Here is an 18,342-nt window from a genome sequence, read left to right as displayed (position 1 = left end):
AGGTGAGCGGGCGTCGGGGGAGGGTGCCGTGTAGGTGAGCGGGCGTCGGGGGAGGAACGGGGAGGAAGGAGGGGAAGGGGGAGCGAGCCCTACGCCGAGGCGTGGAGGCCGTCGAATGCCATGGTGATGACGTCGTCGGCCAGGCGCTGCGGGGAGAGCGAGCCGCCCGGTTTGTACCACTCCACGATCGAGTTGATGGTGCCGAACAGGAGCCGGGTCACGGTGCGGGGGTCGATGTCCTGGCGCAGGGTGCCTTCTTCGCGGGCGGCCGAGATCAGCTCAGCCACCTTGTGGTCGAATGCACGACGCCGTTCCAAGGCATCGCGCTCAATGTCGGTGTTGCCCCTGAGCCGCAGGAGCAGCGTGACGAACGGCAGCCGGTCCACGAGCACGGCGATGGTCTGCCGGAGGACAAATTCCAAGCGCGCATCCGCCGCCCCGGTAACAGCCTCGGGCTGTTCCAGGATGGCCTCGAGCCCACCCAGTGCATGCTCAAGGGCGAGCTTCAGGAGGTCACCCTTGGACGGCACGTGGTGGTAGATGGCCGACTTTGAGATCCCGAGGTTCTCGGCCAGAATGCCCATGGACGTGGCGTCGTAACCGTGGCGGTTGAAGACGTCGACGGCGATGAGCAGCACTGATTGCTGGTCGTATCCGGGGCGTCCCCGCTTGGTTGCTGTTTCACTAGGCATGCTGGCCATTTTCTCATGAACGGTCGGTTGATTCGTGCACGCACCCGGCCACGTTACCTCTTGGGTCGCATGTCGTAGACGCGGCGTAGTTTGCCGTTGGAGCGCTCAAGCGAACCCGGCTCCACAACGTCCACCACGCACGAAGAACCCACGTGGATCTTGATCTGCTCGCGCAAGGCGTGTGCCGCCGTCGTGCCCGCCTCGACCGAAACGTTCTCGCGGCGCTCAATCTTGACCGTCAGCGAATCCATCCGCTTGCCCTCGGGGCGGGTGAGCTCGAGCTGGAAGTGCGGGCTGAGCTCGGGGATGCGCAGGGCGATTTCCTCGATCTGCGACGGGAAGAGGTTCACGCCGCGCAGGATGATCATGTCGTCGCTGCGGCCGGTGATGCGGCCCATACGGCGGTGCGCGGGGCGGGCGGTGCCGGGCAGCAGGCGCGTGAGGTCCTTGGTGCGGTACCGGATGATCGGCAGCGCTTCCTTGGTGAGCGAGGTGAAGACGAGTTCGCCCGGCTCGCCGTCGGCCAAGACGGCCCTTACTCCGCGGGAGGGATCGAACGGATCGATGATCTCGGGGCGGAAGTGGTCTTCCCAGATGTGGCAGCCGTCCTGGGTCTCCACGGCCTCGCCAGCGACGCCAGGGCCCATGACTTCGGAGAGCCCGTAGATGTCGCAGGCCTTGATGTTCATGGTGGTTTCGAGCTCGTGGCGCATTTCCTCGGTCCACGGTTCGGCTCCGAGCACGGCGTACTTGAGCGAGGTCGACGCCGGATCCACACCCATGTGCGTCATCGCGTCGGCGATCGTGAGCAGGTAGGTGGGGGTTGCCAGGATGGCGTCCGGCTTGAAGTCCTGGATCAGCTGGATCTGGCGTTCGGTCTGGCCGCCGGACATCGGGATGACGGTGCAGCCGAGCGCTTCGGCACCCGCGTGCGCACCCAGGCCGCCCGTGAACAGGCCGTAGCCGTAGGCGTTGTGGACCTTCATGCCCGGGCGGACACCGGAGGCGCGGAGCGAGCGGGCCACGAGGGTGGCCCAGTTGGCGAGGTCGTTTTTGGTGTACCCGACGACGGTGGGCCGGCCCGTGGTGCCGGAGCTCGCGTGGATGCGGGCTACTTCGTCCTGCGGCACGGCGAACATTCCGAAGGGGTATTCCTGGCGGAGGTCTTCCTTGGTGGTGTAGGGGAACTTGCCGAGATCGGACAGTTCGCGGAGATCGGAAGGGTGGACGCCGGCGTCGTCGAACTTGCGTTTGTACAGCGGCACGCGATCGTAGGCGTAGGCCACGGTGTGCTGGAGGCGGCTGAGCTGCAGGGCCTCGAGCTCGTCGCGGGAGATGGTTTCTTCGCGATCTAGCTGTGCGGTGTTAAGCGGTGCGTCAGGAGCGGCGACGGTGTTCTGTGTCATGGTGTTCCTACTTCTTGGAGATGGTGCGGCTGCGGCCACGGAACTCGGCGATGAGCTCGCCGTAGCTGCCCGGATCCTTGGTCGACACGGACGCGGTGAGTTCCGTGGGGTCGGCCGCGAAGATCTGGATGTCGTACAGGCCGCTGCGGCCGTTGTTGGCGCGACGGATTGCGACGGCGGTGATCACCTGGCCTTGATAGGCCGGCTTGAGGAAGTTGATGTCGACGCCGGCGGCGACAGTTATGGTGTCAGCTTCCGACGGCGACAGGACGGCCGGGTTGCACGCGAGGGCAAACGCTGAATCCGCGAAGGCGAAGATCATTCCGCCGTGGGCCATCCCGAAGCCGTTGAGCATTTCCTGGCGAAGAGTCATCTGGACCGTGGCGTGGCCGTCGTCGATCTTGAGCACCTTGAGGCCCATCCACTCCGAGGCGGGGTCGTTCTTGAGGATCTGGTGCTGCGCTGCGCCAGAAAGGGTGGTCTCAACCATGCGTCATTGCCTCCAGCTTTATTTACCGAATGTTCATTAGGTAATCCCAGTTTGCTTGAACTGTCAAGAGGTGACCGCTCGGCGGGACGGTTCCGGACCCCCGTAGTAGCCTCGAGGCATGCCCCTTATCGAACTGCCCATCCGGACTCCGAGGCTTGTGCTTCGCCGATTCGAGGCCACCGACCTGGAGCGATTCCATGCCTACCAGTCATTGCCCGAGACTGCCCGATTCCTGCTCCGGCAGGAATTGACCCTCACGCAGTCCATGGAGGCGCTGGGCCGATACGCCAACTTCACCTTCGAGCAAGAGGGCGACTGGGTGTGCCTCGCCATCGAGCGCGCGGACTCGCCCGGGCTGCTTGGCGAAGTTGTGCTCAAGTGGCTGCCGGGCACGGGGCAAGCGGAGATTGGCTGGATCCTGGCTCCGGAAAGCCGAGGCCAAGGTTACGCCGCCGAGGCGGCGGAGGCCGTGCTCCGCCTGGGTTTCGAAACCCTCATGTTCCACCGGATCGATGCCAAGCTGGATGCCCTGAACACCTCATCGTCGGGATTGTGCGAGCGGCTTGGGATGCGCCGCGAAGCCGAGCTCGTGGACAACTGGCACTACAAGGGCCAATGGTCCACGGAAGTCATCTACGCCATGCTCGACTCCGAGTGGCGCGCCCGGAAATAGCGCCCCGGATTCCAGGCGAATTTCAGAGGGTGCGGAGAGTCTCCGCGAGCCGCGCGGCGTAGGCCTCGGCACGCCGCACCGACGACTCGGAGTAAGCCCCTGCGACGTCCAACAGATTGAGGCAGCCGAGGAATCGGCCGTTGTGGACGACCACCGCGTTGATAGCTGCGCTGAGGTTGAGGGCGCCAAGGACATCCTGGTGTTCGAACGCATCCGAATCGATGGCTCCCTGGTCCGAAGCGAGGAATGATTCCTGGGTTACGACGCAGCGCTTGAGCCAGTCTTCACTCAGTTCGCTTGAAATCCCGCCCACCCGGTAGAGCTCCGGCATGGTGGAAAACACCCGGACCAGGTCCCTGGTCCCAGGACGCCAGAGGGAGATGGTTGTCAGCATTGCCCCTACGTCCGCCGTGGCGGAGGCGGCGATGTCGGCGAGCCTGGCGGACGCGCCTGCAGAGAGGGGAATCTCGACGTATTCCTCCTCGAATTGGGGGATAGTCATGGTGCGGGCTCCAGTTCTTTCTCGGGTGCGATGGACGCTGTTGCCCGGGAGAGCAAGATGACGCCGGCCAATGCGGCCGCCCCTCCGAGGAGGGACGCGACACTGGGGACTTCACCCAGCAAAATCCACCCGAGCAACAGGGACAGCACTGGCACGACATACAGGAGAGAACCGCCCTCTGCCACGCTGGTCCGCGACAGCGAGACGTTCCAGAAACCGTAGGCCACCACCGTGCAGATCACCACGAGCACGGCCAGCGCCAGCCAAACAGTCCATGTGAACTCCGCCGGAGCCACTGCGAATCGAGCCGTCGGCAGCGTGGCCACACCACCGATGAGGGATCCCCAGAAGACCACTTCGAGCGGAGGGACGCGTGACAGCAGGGGCTGTTGGACGATGAGGAATGCCGACAGGAGAAGGGCGGCTGCCACGATGTACAAGGCGTCTCCGTTGAAGCCGACGGCCACGGAATCGCCCAGCGTAATGACTACGACGCCTGCCACGGCAAGCAGCATCCCCCAGTAGCCCAGGCTGGACGTTCTCTCCCGCAGCATGAGATGGCCGAGGACGAACGCGAAAACGGGCGAGATATTCAGCAGGAGGCTCGTTGTTCCGGCCGGGACGGTCGTCTGCCCCAGGTTCAGGAGCAGGCCGAAGCCTGCATATCCGAGCAATCCCGCGACCAGCATCCTCGGAATGTCACCACCCCGCAGCGTGAGCCGCTGCCGCCGGACCAGTAGCACCAAGCCGAGCACGACGGCGGCACCCAAGTAGCGCAGCGGCGTCAGGTCTTGCGGGTCCACCACTTTCAGGGCCTCGCGGGTAGCCACGTATGTGGGCGCGGAAGATAGCACCATCAGCACATCTGGTCTTCGGTACCATCCGGTCACAATTGGGGCCTTCCCGATGAAATGGCCCATTGTTTCAGGCCGGTTAAATTATTCGGAGAACTATTGCTCTCCCAGACGATTTATTCGTACAGTACATGAATTAGATCGTTCGCGGAAGAAATAAAGATAAGGATTCGGCACCATGGATTCACGGATCGAAGCACCAACAGGGTGGCTGTCCCGGCGCACCCTTCTCGCCGGTTCAGCCCTGTTGCTGGCCCCCGCGGTCCTCGCAGCCTGCGGGGTCAGCCCGTCGTCGTCGACCACGGGTGCCGCGACCGGCGCTGCTCGCCAGGGCGGGACGTTGCGCATCGCCCGGCCGCCGGCGTCGAAGGCTGAAACCTTGGACCCTGCCAGTTCCTTGTCCGCTTATGAATACCTGGGCGCCCTTTACAACCGCTTGGTCAAGCTTTCGGCCAAGGGTGAGCTCGTTCCGGACCTGGCCGAGTCGTGGACACTGTCCGCAGACGCGATGAGCTGGACTTTTGTACTGCGCAAGGGTGTGACTTGGCACGATGGGAAGCCGTTCACTGCCCAGGACGTCATTTTCTCGATTCAGCACATCCTGGATCCGGCCACCAAGTCTCCGCAGGCCGGGGTGCTGTCCCCCTTTGTCGACGGCAACTCCATCAAGGCCCCCGATGCCACAACCGTGGTTTTTGCCCTGAAGTCTCCGAACGCCGAATTCGCCAGCTTGCTGACCGGTTACAACTGCTACATCATCCCGGCCGGTTCCGCAGCCACCATCGGTGCCAGCGGCATCGGCACCGGTCCGTTCAAACTGAAGAGTTTCACGGCGGCAGGGCCCGGTTCCATCGTGCGTAATCCCAACTACTTCGGCGACAAACCAGCATTGGACAGGATTGAGTTCTCCTCCATCGCGGACACCCAGGCCCGGGTGAACGCCTTGCTGGCAGGGCAGGTTGATCTCGTGGCCCAGACCAACCTCGACTTCGCCACCGCCAAGACGGTTTCGGCCTCTTCCATAGCAACGGTCACCAGTGTGAAGAACGCCCAGTGGTATCCGGTACCCATGCTCAACACGAGCCCGGAGTTCAAAGACCCGGATATCCGCCGCGCATTCGCGCATGCGTATAACCCGGACGAAGTATTCAAACTGGCGGTGCAGGGCAATGGAACCGTTGCCCACAACAACCCCGTGCCACCCACCGAGGCCTACTACCTCGACTATGGCTTGGGCTACGACCCGGATAAGTCGAAGTCCCTGCTGAAGGCAAAGGGCTTTGACCACTTCGATGTGCCCATCTACACCTCAAGCTACGATCCCGTGCTGTCCCCACTTGCGCTTGCCCTGCAGAGTTCAATGAAGGCCGCCAACATCAACTTGGCCGTGACCAACTCTCCCGCGGATTCCTACTTCACCGACGTCTGGATGAAGAAGCCCTTGATGACCACCTACTGGTACACGGGCCGCCCCATCGACCAGTTGCTGAACCAGATCTTCCGTACCGGGTCTTCCTACAACGAGACGGCATACTCGAATGCCACGTTCGACCAGACTTTGGACGCTGCCCGCGCCACAGTGGACGCGGCCAAGCGGAAGACGCTCTACCAGGATGCGCAGAAGATCCTGATCGACGACGGCGGCTCCCTGACTCCCTTCTTCTCCGACCGGATCACGGGGCTGAGCAAGAAGGTAGTCAATTACAGCGAGCACGGCTTCGAATTCGACTACATCAACATCGGGCTGCGTGCATAATGGTCACGTTTTTCGCCAAGCGGTTGGGCTGGTCCGTCTTCACGGTGCTGCTGGCAACGGTACTGGTTTTCAGTGCCATCCAGTCTCTGCCGGGAGACGCGGCCACCCAGCTGCTGGGCCAGAACGCCACGCCGTCGGCGGTGGCCACTATGCGGCAACAACTCGGGCTGGATGAGCCGCCTGTCTCGCGTTTCTTCACTTGGCTCGGCAAGGCGTTGCACGGCGACTTTGGCAACTCCCTCGTAGGCGGTGGCAGCGTCGCTGGAGAGGTGGGCTCCGCATTGGTGAACACGTCCCTGCTGGCCGGCATCACCATCGTGATCGGCATCCTGCTCTCCCTTGTGCTGGGCCTCGTTGCCGGACTGACCCGCGACCGGTGGCCGGACATCTCGATTTCCATGCTGGCGCTCGTGGGGATGAGCGTTCCGGAGTTTGTCGTGGCCACCGTGCTGGTGCTCCTCTTCTCCATCTACATCCCGATTTTCCCGGCAGTGGTGATTGCAGGTCAGAATGCCTCCCTCGCGGATCTTCTACCCTCTGTCTGGCTACCTGCCGGGGCGCTGATTTGCGTTCTTGCGGCCTACATCATCCGGATGATGCGCACCTCGGTGATCGACGTGATGGACAGCGAATTTGTCCGCACAGCGATCTTGAAAGGCAACTCGACTTCCCGGGTGGTCTTCAAGCACCTGCTGCCCAGCGCCATGTTGCCCACCCTGAACGTGATCGCCATGAACATAGCCTGGCTGATCGGCGGTGTGGTGGTAGTGGAAAGCATTTTCAACTACCCGGGAATCGGCACCCTGATGATCAGATCTGTCCAGACACGTGACCTTCCCACCATCTTGCTGATCACGGTAATGAGCGCGTTGACATATGTGGTGTGCAACCTGCTGGCGGACTTTGCAGCGTTCCTGCTGAATCCTCGGCTGCGATACCCCAGGAGCAGCAAATGAAAGGGAGCAGCAAATGAGCGCAATGACGACGACTGCCCCGGCACCCACCGGCCCGGCACCCAAGGCCCCGAGCAGCCTTGGACGGGCGGTCCGGTCCATGCTGAAGTCCCGGGCGGCCACTTTCGGGTTTGCCCTGGTGATAGTGAATATCGTGGTGGCGATCCTGGCCCCGGTGCTGACTTCCTATGATCCGATCGCCACGGACGCGATGAGCGCCCTGCAAGAGAGCTCCGGCGCTCACTTGCTAGGAACGGATGCACTCGGCCGGGATACCCTCACGCGAACCTTGTTTGGTGGACAGTACGCATTGGCCATCAGTTTCACTGCCACCGGACTCACGGTCTTGCTCGGATCCGTCATCGCGGGCATCGCAGCGTACCGTGGCGGCATTGTCGATGACATCATCACCAGGGTGTTGGATTCGGTGCTGGCAGTACCGGCAATCCTGTCCATGTTGGTGGTGGTGACCATCTTCGGTACGGGGCCTTGGGTGATCATTTTGGCCGTTGTGGTGGTCTATACGGGCGGGGTGACCCGCATTGTTCGGGCCGCCGCAATGGACGTGATGCCCAAGGACTTCATCACCGCCGCCAAGGCGCGCGGCGAGGGGATGTTCTCCATCCTCTTCCGGGAAGTCTTCCCCAATGTCTTGGACATCATCTTGGTGGAATTCGCCATGAGGGCCTCCTGGGTGGTGCTGCTTATCAGCTCGCTGTCCTTCCTGGGCTTCGGCGCTAGCCCGCCGACGCCGGACTGGGGCCTCATGGTGGCCGAGAACCGGAACCTGATGGCTGTTGTGCCAATGGCCACGTTGTCGCCCATCGCGGCACTCGCGTCCTTGATTGTTGGACTCAACCTTGCGGCCGATGGGCTTGCGAAGAGCTTCGGCATCGACCGAATGAAGGAGGTGCTGGGCTAGTGACAATTGATGCAGCCGACACCACATATGAAGCAACCGTGGTCAACCGGACGGACATTGTCCGGATCGAGAACCTCAGCGTTTCCTACCGCTCGGGAAACCGCCAAGTTGACGTCCTCAAGGACGTGACCTTGCAGCTGCGGCGCGGTCACGTTCTGGGCCTGGTGGGGGAGTCGGGTTCCGGGAAATCCACGCTGGCCGGTGCCTTGCTGGGCTCCCTGCGGAGCACGTCCTTCGTGTCCAACGGGTCCGTGCACGTGGCGGGCCAGGACGTCTTTGCCCTTGCCCCGCGGGAGCTGCGCCGCCTTCGCACGGCTGAGGTTGCGATGGTCCCGCAGAATGCCGGAAACGCGCTGACTCCCACCATGAAGATCGGAGAGCAGATCGCTGAAGTCCTTCACCACCTCAAGGGAAACAAGGCCGCCCAGCGGGCCCGCGCCGAGGAGCTGCTCCGGCTGGTCAGGCTCCCCAACCCTGGGCCGGCGCTGGACAGGTACCCGCACCAATTTTCCGGCGGACAACAACAGCGCATCGGGATTGCCATGGCGCTCGCCGCCAACCCGTCCCTCCTGGTCCTTGATGAACCGACTACTGGACTGGATGTGGTCACGCAGGCCGCCATCCTTGACCTTCTTACGGAGCTACAGAAGACCCTGGGCATGTCAATGGTAATGGTCAGCCATGACTTGGGCGTCATTGACAAGATGTGCACGGACATTGCCCTGCTCCGCAAAGGTGCGGTGGTTGAATCCGGCCCGACTCGAAGTGTCCTCGCACAGCCGCAACATGCTTACACGCGGGGCCTGATCGACAGCGTGCCGCGGATCGACACTCCCGGCATCCCTCCTGGAATGGATCAATCAGCCATCGACGACGGGACCGTGCGGGAAGGCGCCGTCGAGTTGTATATCCGGACTCCGCCCAGGGAGGCCAAGCCCGTGCTGAGCGTCCGGAACCTGACAATCGACTACCGCAAGAAGCCAGTTCCCGGCACGGGTCCCACGGTGCAGGATGTCAGTTTTGAGGTTAATGCCGGCGAGATTGTGGCGCTCGTGGGCGAATCCGGTTCCGGAAAGTCCACCATCGCCAACGCCATTGCGGGTTTGCAGAAGAGCGAAGGGGGACGGATGTCCCTCGCCGGGTCCGGGGACGAGCCTGCAAACGGCCCGGCGGGTAGCGGCAATCTGGCCGGGACCGTGTCCAGCCGCCCCAAGAGTCTCCGCCAAGCAGTGCAGTTGATCTTCCAAAATGCCGACACTTCGCTCAATCCAAGGCATTCCGTCCGGACGGCTATCGCGCGGCCCTTGAAGCTTTTCGGCGTCAAAGGATCCACCGTGGAGCGGGCGTTGGAAGAAGTGGAGCTCCCGGCCAGCTTCGCGCAGCGGCTGCCGGGCCAGCTCTCGGGTGGCCAACGCCAGCGAGTCGGCATCGCCCGGGCCATCGCCGCCGGCCCGTCCCTCGTGCTGGCGGACGAAGTTGTGTCAGCGCTTGACGTCTCGGTGCAATCTTCCATCCTGCGACTGATGGACACCCTGAGCCGGGACAAGGACATCGGCTTCCTCTTCATCACCCATGATCTCGCCGTCGTCCGGTCAGTAGCGGACCGCGTTGTGGTTCTGTACCTCGGACGCATCGTCGAGGACGGCACAGTGGAGGAGATCTTCTCCAACACGTCCCATCCATACACCCGGCTCCTGCTGGACTCGGTGATCGAACTCGGCGACGACCATGAGGCCAAGGCACAAGGAGTCCGGGACGAAATCCCTGACGCCCCGCCCGAGCTCGGATGCCCCTTTGCCAGCCGGTGTCCGATTGTCCGCGACGTTTGCCGCACGGTCCTCCCGCCCACCATCCAGGTTTCGGACACGCACCATATCAAATGCCACGCCGACGTGGCAGACCTCCGCCAGGCACCCGCTGCCCTCTAGCGCTGCACGCGCCCTAGAAAGGAAACGCCCGTGAAGATCCGCACGGACTTCCCCCACTCCGTCACCGTCATGGAACACGTCCTCATTCCGATGAGCGACGGCGTCCGGCTGGCTGCCACAATCTGGCTTCCCGAAGACGCGGCCTCACGGCCGGTGCCTGCACTGTTGGAGTACCTGCCCTATCGACGCGGGGACTGGACTGCGCCGCGTGACGCGCAGCGCCACCCGTGGTACGCGGGCCACGGGTACGCCTCGGTCCGGGTGGACATGCGCGGCTGCGGAGATTCCGAAGGCGTCATGCTTGACGAATACCACCCTCAGGAACAAGCAGACGGCGTTGAGGTCATCGAGTGGCTGGCCGCACAGCCTTGGTGTACCGGCAAAGTGGGAATGTTCGGAATCTCCTGGGGCGGATTCAATGCCTTGCAGCTCGCGGCGGAGCAGCCGGAGGCGCTTAAAGCCATTGTCACAGTCTGCTCCACGGACGACCGCTATGCCGACGACGTGCACTATTTCGGCGGCGCGATGCTGGGCATCGACATGACTTCCTGGGCTGGAACCATGCTGGCGTTCCAGTGCCGCCCGCCTGCGCCCTGGCGGGTTGGCGACGCTTGGGAAACCATGTGGAAGGAACGCCTGGAAGCCCTCCAGCCTTTCTCCGAAATCTGGATGGACCACCAAGAACGCGATGACTACTGGCGTCACGGTTCGGTCTGCGAAGACTATTCCAAAATCACCGCTGCCGTTTTGGCCGTCGGAGGCTGGGCTGATCCCTACCGCAATACCGTTTTTCGGCTGCTGGAGCATCTTGACGCGCCCGTGCAAGGGCTGATCGGCCCATGGTCGCACCAGTATCCGGACATCCAGCGCACGCCCGGTCCCACCATTGGCTTCCTGCAGGAGACCTTGCGTTGGTGGGACTACTGGCTCAAAGGCATCGAAACGGAGGTCATGGCCGAACCCCCGCTGCGCGCCTATCACCAGGAATCCGTGCGGCCGGCCACCCATTACCCGGAGCGGGCGGGCACCTGGGTGGGACTGGACGGCTGGCCGTCCGTCGACGTCGGGCACCGGCGCTTCAAGCTAAGTTCAGATTTGCGCAGCCTGGCAACGGACGCCGCCGGGATGGCCGTCGTCGACACACCGCAACACAACGGCGTGGACGCCGCCCGGTGGTTCCCCTTCGGGAACCTGTCCGATCTGCCGCCGGACCAGCGCGCCGAGGATGGGCGCTCGCTGGTGTTCGAGACTCCGGTCCTCGAAGAGGACATCAACCTGTTTGGCTACGCCCGTCTGAAGCTGCGGATCAGCAGCAGCACGCCCCGGGCCAATGTCATTGCCCGGCTCTGCGATGTGGGACCGGATGGATCGTCCACCCTGATCACCCGCGGGGCCATCAACCTGGCGAGGCGAAACGGGATGGACAAGGCGGAGGAGCTCGTTCCGGGTCAATTCGTGGAAGCCGAGATCGAGTTCACCTCCATGTCGTGGCAGATTCCGGCCGGGCACAGGCTCCGGCTCGCTTTGGCCACGACGTACTGGCCCTGGATCTGGCCGCACGGCGAACAGGGGTCTGTGACCGTTGATTCGGAGCAGAGCGTACTGACACTCGATGACCTCGATCCTGCCGCCATTGGAAGGCGCGACATCGCGTTCGAGGAAGCTGAGCAAGCCCCGGGTTTGGACATCAGGCCCGGACCTGTGCTGGCCTCCCGCCCCGAACGTGAGGTCAGGTACGAGCCGCAATCGGAGTCCTGGACCTTGACCGTGGACCCGAACTACGGCGGCAACCGGATCTACCCGGACGGCCTGAACTTTGGCGAAGAAGCCCTCGAACGGTATTCGATATCGGGAAACGATCCCCTGACGGCGCGGGCTGAGTCCATGTGGAACGTCTCCCTGCAGCGCGAGGATTGGGGAGTTAGGATCGAGACCCACGCTACGGTCACCGCCAGCAAGGACCACTATGTACTGCACAACGAAGTCAAGACGTTCAAGGACGAGCAACTATTCTTTGAAAAGACTTTTGAGAAGCGCATCAGTCGGACATCGGCCTGAGCAGGGGAGACGAGGACGAGCGACATGACAACTACCGCCAAGGACCACGAAGAGCGGCCCCGCGCCAAGACCGTCGGCGAACGGCAGCGGCATCCTACTGAAGTGCGGCGTCAGCTGGTGGTTGACGCCGCACGGGACCTGATCGCGGACAAGGGGTTGTTCAATGTCCTTATCCGCGACATTTCAAAAGCCTGCGGAGTGTCACCCGGGACCATCACCTACCATTTCAAGAGTCTCGACGAAGTCCTCATGGAAGTAGTCAAGGCAGAAACCGCGGACTTCTACGTTCCGCTCCAGGAGAGCGCCAGAGGGTCCGGCGACCCCACCCGGGAACTGCTGTATTTCCTGGAGGGAATGTTCGGTTCCGACGCGAACTCCCGCCGGCACTGGCTGATCTGGTTCGATTTCTGGTCCGCAGCGGCCAGGGACGAAGCCTACGGACGCTGGATGAGCGAACACTACGACGGCTGGCGCAGCGCCCTGCGTGAGATTACCGAGCGTGGCGTCAGCGAGGGATCCTTCGTCTGCGACGATCCCCGGAGTTTCGCCATTGAAACGGCCGCCATGGTGGATGGCCTCGCCGTCCAGTGCTATGCACGGGGTTCATCCCTGCCGGTGGAAACATCCCGGAGCCTGCTCATCGCGTTCGTGAGGCGCGAGCTCCAGATCAGCTAAGCGGGACTTACGCTGAAATGCGCGAGGATAGCAGGCACTGCTGGTGTTAAGGTGGGCTGAGCATAAGAGATGGGGATCTTGACGTGGGCGCATCGGGCGTGGCTGTAGTAATTGAGGATGACGATGACATTCGTGAGGTGGTCCATGCCGTCCTCGAAGCATCGGGCCTGGAGGTTTACGCTGCCGGAAACGGTCTTGATGGCGTAGATGCGGTCCGCCTTCACAACCCGGACGTGATTACCTTGGACCTCGGTTTGCCCGACATTGACGGGATCGAGGTCACCCGCCGCGTCCGGGAGTTCAGTGACGCCTACATCATCATGCTTACCGCCCGCGCGCGCGAGGTGGACACTCTGCAAGGGCTGGCAGTCGGCGCTGATGACTTCGTCACCAAGCCCTTCCGCGCCCGGGAGCTCCTGGCCCGGGTTGAGACGCTCCTTCGACGGCCGCGCGGCAGCAAGCTTTTGAGCGGTTCCGGAGGGAGCCCGACGGCGGAGCTGCCGCCGGCTCCGCCGTCGAACGCGCCAGCCGCACCCACCCCCGTGCTTCCGGAGGCCGAGCCATCTGGGCTGGAGCACAACGGCCTTTACCTGGACGTGGCCACGCGGACTACCCGGGTGGGCACCGAAGAGGTGCAGTTGACCCGCACCGAGTTCGATCTTCTTCAGGCCCTCATGGAGGCCGGACGCGTTGTCCGGAGCACCACGGGCCTTGCCCGCTGGCTCCATGCCAGGGAGTACGAAACCGGAGGCTATGTCAGCGAGTCCGAGGAGCGCGCGATCCAGGTACACATCGCCAATCTGCGGCGGAAGCTCGGCGATTCGGCGCAGTCGCCACGCTGGGTGGAAACCGTCCGTGGTGTTGGATACCGGCTAGCTGCAAAGACTTCCGAAAACTGATCGAATCTTAAGGGAACCTTTAACGAGGCTCTTTACGCTGGGAAAGTCAACTTCGGATTTTTACGGCTCAAAGGAGCACTGCATGAAAAAATTCGCCGCAACACTTCTCATGACGGGGCTGCTCGCTATTGGCGGATTTGTCACTCCCGCCAACGCCGCCCCGAAGCACGACACCACGAGCACCACAGTAACGACGGTTACCACCGTCCCTGTTGTGAGCGACCCGGTCCACTACGCGCAGATCGGTTGGTGGCCCAACTAGCTCGCATTAGATGCCGTTTAGACGTCTCATAACGGCATCTACTGCCAGGTACTTGGGTGGACCACAAAGCAATGCCAAACACCGCCCCGGGCAACCGTCTCGGGGCGGTGTTCTTTTGGGCGTGGCGCAAGAAGGTCACGACGGCGCCGTCCGGCCGGCGTCGGGCCCCTTAGTTCTCCGTATCCAGCGGGAGCTGGACTGAAACCGTGGTTCCCACGCCGAGGGCGGACTCGACGTCGAGGCGGCCGGAATGGCGTTCCACAATGTCGTGGGCTATCGCCAGGCCAAGCCCGCTCCCGGGGATGGCCGCTGTGGAGGCGTTTGAGGCGCGGAAGAACCGCGTGAACACTTGGTCGATTTCCGTTTCGGGGATCCCGACGCCGGTGTCCTCCACGCGCACCACCACGCTGGGAACCGCGCCTGGGTCCGAGGTGACCCCGCTGCTGACGGCGACGTGGCCGCCGTCGGGCGTGAACTTGATCGCGTTGCTGATGATGTTGGCGAAGACCTGCTCGAGCTTGGCCTCGTCAGCCTGGACCGTCACGGTTCCTGGCGCATGCATCACGGTAAGGGACAGTGAACGGGAGTCGGCGAGCGGCTGCAACGTCGAGACAACAAGCCTGAGCAGGGTGCCCACATTCACGCGGCTCAATTGGAGGTCGCCGGACGTGTCCTGGTGCGAGACGGTGAGCATATCTTCGATCAGCCGTCGGAGGCGCTCGGCATTTCGTGAAATGACGTCGACCATCCGCCCGACACCCGCGGGAAGAGGTCCACCAGCGCCGGCGCGGATCATGTCCAGATAGGCCGTGATGGACGTCAGGGGAGTTCGAAGTTCGTGGTTCACAGTAGTGAGGAAATCGGTCTTGGCCTGGTCGAGTTCCTGGAGCTTGTACATGACTTGCTGTTGCGCGCCGATCAGGTGGCTCTGCATCAGGCCGTACGCCAGGTTTCCCGAGACGTGCTGAATCAGGCCTATTTCGGCGCGGGTCCATTCCTGAGCGGTGTCCGGGCGGGCGATCCAGATGACCCCCAGAACCAGATCACCTTCGCCTACCGGCACCACAACAGAAGCCGACGGCGCACCCGCGCCACCCAGCGCACCCGCGCCACCCGGCGCTCCCGCGCCACCCGGCGCACCCGCGCCAGCGGAGCCACCCGAGGGAGCCCGTTTCGGCAGCGGCTGCACCTCCGCTTCTGCCCACAACCGCTCCGCCAGCTCGAACGTCGCGATGTTGTCGGTGAGTTCGCGTGGAAGGACTCCCGGTACCAGTCCCGGAGCGTTCCATTCGGCGCTCACTTGCGGCACGCGCGTGTCCTGGAACGTGGTGAACCAGACGTGTTCCGCGCCCAGGGCCTCGCCGATTCCATCCACCAGATGCCGGGCAATCCGGCCTGGATCAATGGTGGACCGGATCGCCGCGGACACCTTCCGCAGGCTCTCCCTCAGCGACTCTGCTTCCGAACGGCGGCGCGTCCGTTCGGCGGCGCGGGCTATCAGGACCAGTGCCCTGGATGCCCGAAAGGACGGAGCTTGGCCCTTGTATATGAAATCCGCAATGGCCCAGGCTTCCAAGGCAGCAACATCCAGCTCGTCCTCGGGATCCAGCATGAGCAGAACCGGGCCGACGTTCCTGGGCAGGAACTCGCGGAGGTCGTTGTCTACCACCAGCACGTCGCTCGGTTCGCTTTCCAGCGCGGCCGCAAGCGAACCGGCGTCGGGCGCTGAACGAACCAGAAACCCCGCCGCGGCGAGCGCTGCAACCGTCTCGGCGAGACGGGCAGGGTCAGGGTCGGCTACCAAAGCACGGTTTGGCACCGGTGCGTCGTGAGTCAAGCTGCGCTCCTACTGTCCGGTTCGGCCCCCCCTTTGGAGAGTCTACTATCGAGAACGTTGCTTGAGCCCCGCCCCGGGCAGTAGTTCGACGGCGCCGAGCGAGTCCGCGACGAAGGCATAGTCCCAAGCGCGCTCGCGCCACTGCACGTATCGTCCGGAAGCTCCGCCGTGTCCGCCCTCCATCTCGATCTTCATCACGATCGGCGCCGTGCCGGTGGTCTCGGAACGTAGCACCTGGACCCACTTGGCTGGCTCCACGTAGAACACGCGGGTGTCGTTGAAGGAGGTCACTGCGGCGATCCGCGGGTACGAAACGGCTCGGATGTTCTCGTACGGAGTGTAGGACTTCATGTACTCGTACACCTCGGGATCCGTGATGGGGTTGCCCCATTCTTCCCACTCGAGGGCGGAGAGCGGCAACTCCGGGTCCAGGATAGTGTTGAGCGCGTCCACGAACGGCACGGCTGCCACGATCGCCGCGTACTTTTCCGGCGCAAGGTTGGCCACGGCGCCCATCAGCAGGCCGCCCGCGGAGCCACCCATGGCCGCGATCCGCTCCGGCGCCACCCAGCCGGACTGTGAAAGCCAGTCCGTTGCTGCGATGAAGTCCGTGAAGGTGTTTTTCTTGTTGAGCTTCTTTCCGTCGTCGTACCAGCGCCGGCCGAGCTCGCCGCCGCCGCGGATGTGCGCGATCACCATGACGATTCCGCGGTCCAAGAGGGACAAACGCGCAACGCCGAAGCCGGGATCCATGCTGACCTCATAGGAGCCATAACCATAGACCAGGCCCGCAGCGGTTGAGTCTTGCTTAAGGGAGGCATGCCGCAGCACGGACAGTGGAACGCGTGTGCCGTCCGCCGCCGTCGCCCATTCCCGGGTGGCCACGTAGTCGGATGCGGTGTACCCGCCCAGCACCGGGCTTTCCTTCCGCAGCAGCAGTTCGCCGTTCGGCAGCGCATCGGTCGGGAGCACGAAGTCGTACACCCGCGACGGCGTGAAGAAGGACGTGTATCCGATGCGGATCACCGGGGCTTCGTAGTCCGAACCCGCCACCCCGGCGGTGTACAGCTCCTCGTCGAAGGCAGGCTCAACAGCGGCGCCCTGGGCGGCGGTTCCCAGTCCGGCGAGGGGCAGCACCTGCACCCGTTCGATCGTGTCCTGCCGTACCGCCACCACCAGATGCGTCGAGGTGACGCCGGCACCGTTGACGCGAACGGCGTCGGAATGCTCGACGACGGTGCGCCAGTGCTGCTCGGCCAGCGGCCTGGCCAACTCGGCCGGGTCCGCGATGGACACCATCGAGTTGATGGCGTCCTTGTTATGGGTCAGGAGGATGGTCTCGGCTTTTTGTCCATCGGCGCCATCGAGGAGGAACGGCTCGGCCTCGTAGAGGATGCGTTCGTCGCGGGAGATCACAGTGGACAGGCCGGCGTCGTAGTCGTCAAAGCGCAGCAGGCGCGTCTCGCTGAACTCCGAGCAGCCGATGCTCAGCACGAGGTACCTCCGGTCGGAGGAGAGCTCGAATCCGAGCCACATGGCGACGTCGTCCTCTTGATAGATGACCTCATCCTCGCTGACGGGCGTGCCCAAGACATGCGACTTGACCTGATACGGGCGCCAGGAATCGTCCACCACGGTGTAGAAGATCCGGGTGCCGTCGGGCGAGAAGGCCACGCCGTAGAAGATGTTCTCGATGACGTCGGGCAGCAGCTCACCCGTGCGCAGGTCCTTGATGCGGAGCGTGAAGCGTTCCTCGCCGGAATTGTCCACGGCATAGGCGTAGAGATTGCCGTCCAGCGTTACGGCCGTGCCGCCAACGGAGAAGAACGGCTTGCCTTCCGCTTCGGCGTTGCCGTCCAACAGGACTTCTTCACCTTGGAGTTCGACGCCGGGTTCCACCGCCGGCGGCGTCCAGTCGGCCACGGGATCGCCGGAGTTCGCGGCCCGGACGCGGCAGTGGATGCCGTACTCCTTGCCCTCAACGGAGCGGGTGTAGTACCACCAGCCGTCCTTGCGGCTGGGGACCGAGAGGTCGGTCTCCTGGGTACGTCCCTTGATTTCCTGGAAGATGGCCTCGCGCAGCGGTTCCTGGTGCGCGGTGACGGCTTCCTGATAGGCATTTTCAGCCTTCAAGTGCTCAACGACCTCGGAGGACTCCTTGTCCCGCAGCCATTCGTAGTTGTCCACGAAGACATCGCCGTGGTGCTCGCGGGTGGTGGGCACCTTCTTGGCGACTGGGGGTGTTGGGCCTTCGGCGTGGGACGGCTGGGCGGAACCGGAAGTCTGGGTCATGCTCTCAATATATAGAGGCTGTACAACATCGGCGCCCGCGTTCGCTGCGGGGGTAGCGATGCGGGCTTAGGGACGGGCTTAGGTGGGCTCTTAGGTGCAGGTGAATTGTCCGGTCTTGGGTGTGCCGGTCCAGGTGTTGCTGG

General features: G+C 63.4%; 16 protein-coding genes. 9 read left to right on the top strand and 7 right to left on the bottom strand.

Annotation, left to right across the window (positions count from 1 at the left end; genetic code table 11):
- Nucleotides 1-89 precede the first annotated feature (89 nt).
- From QRN52_RS22570 to QRN52_RS22560, 3 genes are read right to left on the bottom strand one after another with little or no spacing between them, the layout of a single operon-like run.
- Nucleotides 90-692 (bottom strand): TetR/AcrR family transcriptional regulator, encoded by a 603-nt coding sequence (locus tag QRN52_RS22570; RefSeq protein ID WP_284756008.1) that lies wholly within the window; start codon nucleotides 690-692, stop codon nucleotides 90-92.
- A 53-nt stretch (nucleotides 693-745) separates the two neighbouring features.
- Complete coding sequence (gene paaK, locus QRN52_RS22565; RefSeq protein ID WP_284756007.1) at nucleotides 746-2,098, bottom strand: phenylacetate--CoA ligase PaaK; 1,353 nt, start codon at nucleotides 2,096-2,098, stop codon at nucleotides 746-748.
- 7 nt (nucleotides 2,099-2,105) lie between these two features.
- Nucleotides 2,106-2,588: a hotdog fold thioesterase gene (locus tag QRN52_RS22560; protein WP_284756004.1), complete on the bottom strand. Its 483-nt coding sequence runs from the start codon at nucleotides 2,586-2,588 to the stop codon at nucleotides 2,106-2,108.
- Between the two features lie 118 nt (nucleotides 2,589-2,706).
- On the opposite strand from QRN52_RS22560, the gene QRN52_RS22555 reads away from it, so the two are divergent.
- On the top strand, nucleotides 2,707-3,261 hold the full coding sequence (locus tag QRN52_RS22555; protein WP_234748811.1) for a GNAT family N-acetyltransferase: 555 nt from the start codon (nucleotides 2,707-2,709) through the stop codon (nucleotides 3,259-3,261).
- A gap of 22 nt (nucleotides 3,262-3,283) precedes the next feature.
- Here the strand turns inward: QRN52_RS22555 and QRN52_RS22550 are convergent, their stop codons facing one another.
- Nucleotides 3,284-3,763: a hypothetical protein gene (locus tag QRN52_RS22550; RefSeq protein ID WP_284756001.1), complete on the bottom strand. Its 480-nt coding sequence runs from the start codon at nucleotides 3,761-3,763 to the stop codon at nucleotides 3,284-3,286.
- Nucleotides 3,760-4,620, bottom strand: a complete 861-nt coding sequence (locus QRN52_RS22545) for a DMT family transporter (protein WP_284755999.1) — start codon at nucleotides 4,618-4,620, stop codon at nucleotides 3,760-3,762. Before QRN52_RS22545 ends, QRN52_RS22550 begins: the two co-directional genes overlap by 4 nt.
- A gap of 175 nt (nucleotides 4,621-4,795) precedes the next feature.
- On the opposite strand from QRN52_RS22545, the gene QRN52_RS22540 reads away from it, so the two are divergent.
- From QRN52_RS22540 to QRN52_RS22505, 8 genes are all read left to right on the top strand, one after another.
- Complete coding sequence (locus QRN52_RS22540; RefSeq protein WP_284755997.1) at nucleotides 4,796-6,373, top strand: ABC transporter substrate-binding protein; 1,578 nt, start codon at nucleotides 4,796-4,798, stop codon at nucleotides 6,371-6,373.
- Nucleotides 6,373-7,329 carry an ABC transporter permease gene (locus tag QRN52_RS22535; protein WP_284755996.1) on the top strand — a complete coding sequence of 319 codons (957 nt, stop codon included), beginning with the start codon at nucleotides 6,373-6,375 and terminating at the stop codon, nucleotides 7,327-7,329. Before QRN52_RS22540 ends, QRN52_RS22535 begins: the two co-directional genes overlap by 1 nt.
- A 13-nt stretch (nucleotides 7,330-7,342) precedes the next feature.
- Nucleotides 7,343-8,248 (top strand): ABC transporter permease, encoded by a 906-nt coding sequence (locus tag QRN52_RS22530; protein WP_284755994.1) that lies wholly within the window; start codon nucleotides 7,343-7,345, stop codon nucleotides 8,246-8,248.
- Nucleotides 8,248-10,176: a dipeptide ABC transporter ATP-binding protein gene (locus QRN52_RS22525; protein ID WP_284755992.1), complete on the top strand. Its 1,929-nt coding sequence runs from the start codon at nucleotides 8,248-8,250 to the stop codon at nucleotides 10,174-10,176. Before QRN52_RS22530 ends, QRN52_RS22525 begins: the two co-directional genes overlap by 1 nt.
- Before the next feature lie 30 nt (nucleotides 10,177-10,206).
- Nucleotides 10,207-12,234, top strand: coding sequence for a CocE/NonD family hydrolase (locus QRN52_RS22520; protein WP_284755990.1), 2,028 nt, complete (start codon nucleotides 10,207-10,209; stop codon nucleotides 12,232-12,234).
- A gap of 24 nt (nucleotides 12,235-12,258) precedes the next feature.
- The gene (locus tag QRN52_RS22515) at nucleotides 12,259-12,909 is read left to right on the top strand and encodes a TetR/AcrR family transcriptional regulator (protein WP_284755988.1); all 651 of its coding nucleotides are present in this window, start codon (nucleotides 12,259-12,261) and stop codon (nucleotides 12,907-12,909) included.
- 98 nt (nucleotides 12,910-13,007) lie between these two features.
- Entirely contained in the window at nucleotides 13,008-13,808 is an 801-nt protein-coding gene (locus QRN52_RS22510) for a response regulator transcription factor (RefSeq protein WP_284755986.1), read from the top strand.
- An 82-nt stretch (nucleotides 13,809-13,890) separates the two neighbouring features.
- Entirely contained in the window at nucleotides 13,891-14,070 is a 180-nt protein-coding gene (locus QRN52_RS22505) for a hypothetical protein (RefSeq protein WP_284755984.1), read from the top strand.
- A 169-nt stretch (nucleotides 14,071-14,239) separates the two neighbouring features.
- On the opposite strand, the gene QRN52_RS22500 is transcribed toward QRN52_RS22505, so the two are convergent.
- Together QRN52_RS22500 and QRN52_RS22495 are read right to left on the bottom strand one after the other, a co-directional pair.
- A complete protein-coding gene (locus QRN52_RS22500) occupies nucleotides 14,240-15,907 on the bottom strand; it encodes a sensor histidine kinase (RefSeq protein WP_284755982.1) in 1,668 nt (555 codons plus the stop codon).
- 45 nt (nucleotides 15,908-15,952) lie between these two features.
- On the bottom strand, nucleotides 15,953-18,199 hold the full coding sequence (locus tag QRN52_RS22495; protein ID WP_284755980.1) for a S9 family peptidase: 2,247 nt from the start codon (nucleotides 18,197-18,199) through the stop codon (nucleotides 15,953-15,955).
- Nucleotides 18,200-18,342 lie beyond the last annotated feature (143 nt).

The sequence above is a fragment of the Arthrobacter sp. efr-133-R2A-120 genome (assembly GCF_030209835.1).
Taxonomy (GTDB): domain Bacteria; phylum Actinomycetota; class Actinomycetes; order Actinomycetales; family Micrococcaceae; genus Arthrobacter.
The sequence above is the reverse complement of the archived record's forward strand: the minus strand, read 5'-3'. Positions and strand labels throughout refer to the sequence as shown.

What these genes read in the sequence shown, in the direction of transcription:
- QRN52_RS22570 (WP_284756008.1), bottom strand. Translation starts at nt 692, where the DNA reads ATGCCTAGTGAAACAGCAACCAAGCGGGGACGCCCCGGATACGACCAG.
- QRN52_RS22560 (WP_284756004.1), bottom strand. Translation starts at nt 2,588, where the DNA reads ATGGTTGAGACCACCCTTTCTGGCGCAGCGCAGCACCAGATCCTCAAG.
- QRN52_RS22540 (WP_284755997.1), top strand. Translation starts at nt 4,796, where the DNA reads ATGGATTCACGGATCGAAGCACCAACAGGGTGGCTGTCCCGGCGCACC.
- QRN52_RS22515 (WP_284755988.1), top strand. Translation starts at nt 12,259, where the DNA reads ATGACAACTACCGCCAAGGACCACGAAGAGCGGCCCCGCGCCAAGACC.
- QRN52_RS22545 (WP_284755999.1), bottom strand. Translation starts at nt 4,620, where the DNA reads ATGGTGCTATCTTCCGCGCCCACATACGTGGCTACCCGCGAGGCCCTG.
- QRN52_RS22535 (WP_284755996.1), top strand. Translation starts at nt 6,373, where the DNA reads ATGGTCACGTTTTTCGCCAAGCGGTTGGGCTGGTCCGTCTTCACGGTG.
- QRN52_RS22495 (WP_284755980.1), bottom strand. Translation starts at nt 18,199, where the DNA reads ATGACCCAGACTTCCGGTTCCGCCCAGCCGTCCCACGCCGAAGGCCCA.
- QRN52_RS22550 (WP_284756001.1), bottom strand. Translation starts at nt 3,763, where the DNA reads ATGACTATCCCCCAATTCGAGGAGGAATACGTCGAGATTCCCCTCTCT.
- paaK (WP_284756007.1), bottom strand. Translation starts at nt 2,098, where the DNA reads ATGACACAGAACACCGTCGCCGCTCCTGACGCACCGCTTAACACCGCA.
- QRN52_RS22530 (WP_284755994.1), top strand. Translation starts at nt 7,343, where the DNA reads ATGAGCGCAATGACGACGACTGCCCCGGCACCCACCGGCCCGGCACCC.
- QRN52_RS22555 (WP_234748811.1), top strand. Translation starts at nt 2,707, where the DNA reads ATGCCCCTTATCGAACTGCCCATCCGGACTCCGAGGCTTGTGCTTCGC.
- QRN52_RS22505 (WP_284755984.1), top strand. Translation starts at nt 13,891, where the DNA reads ATGAAAAAATTCGCCGCAACACTTCTCATGACGGGGCTGCTCGCTATT.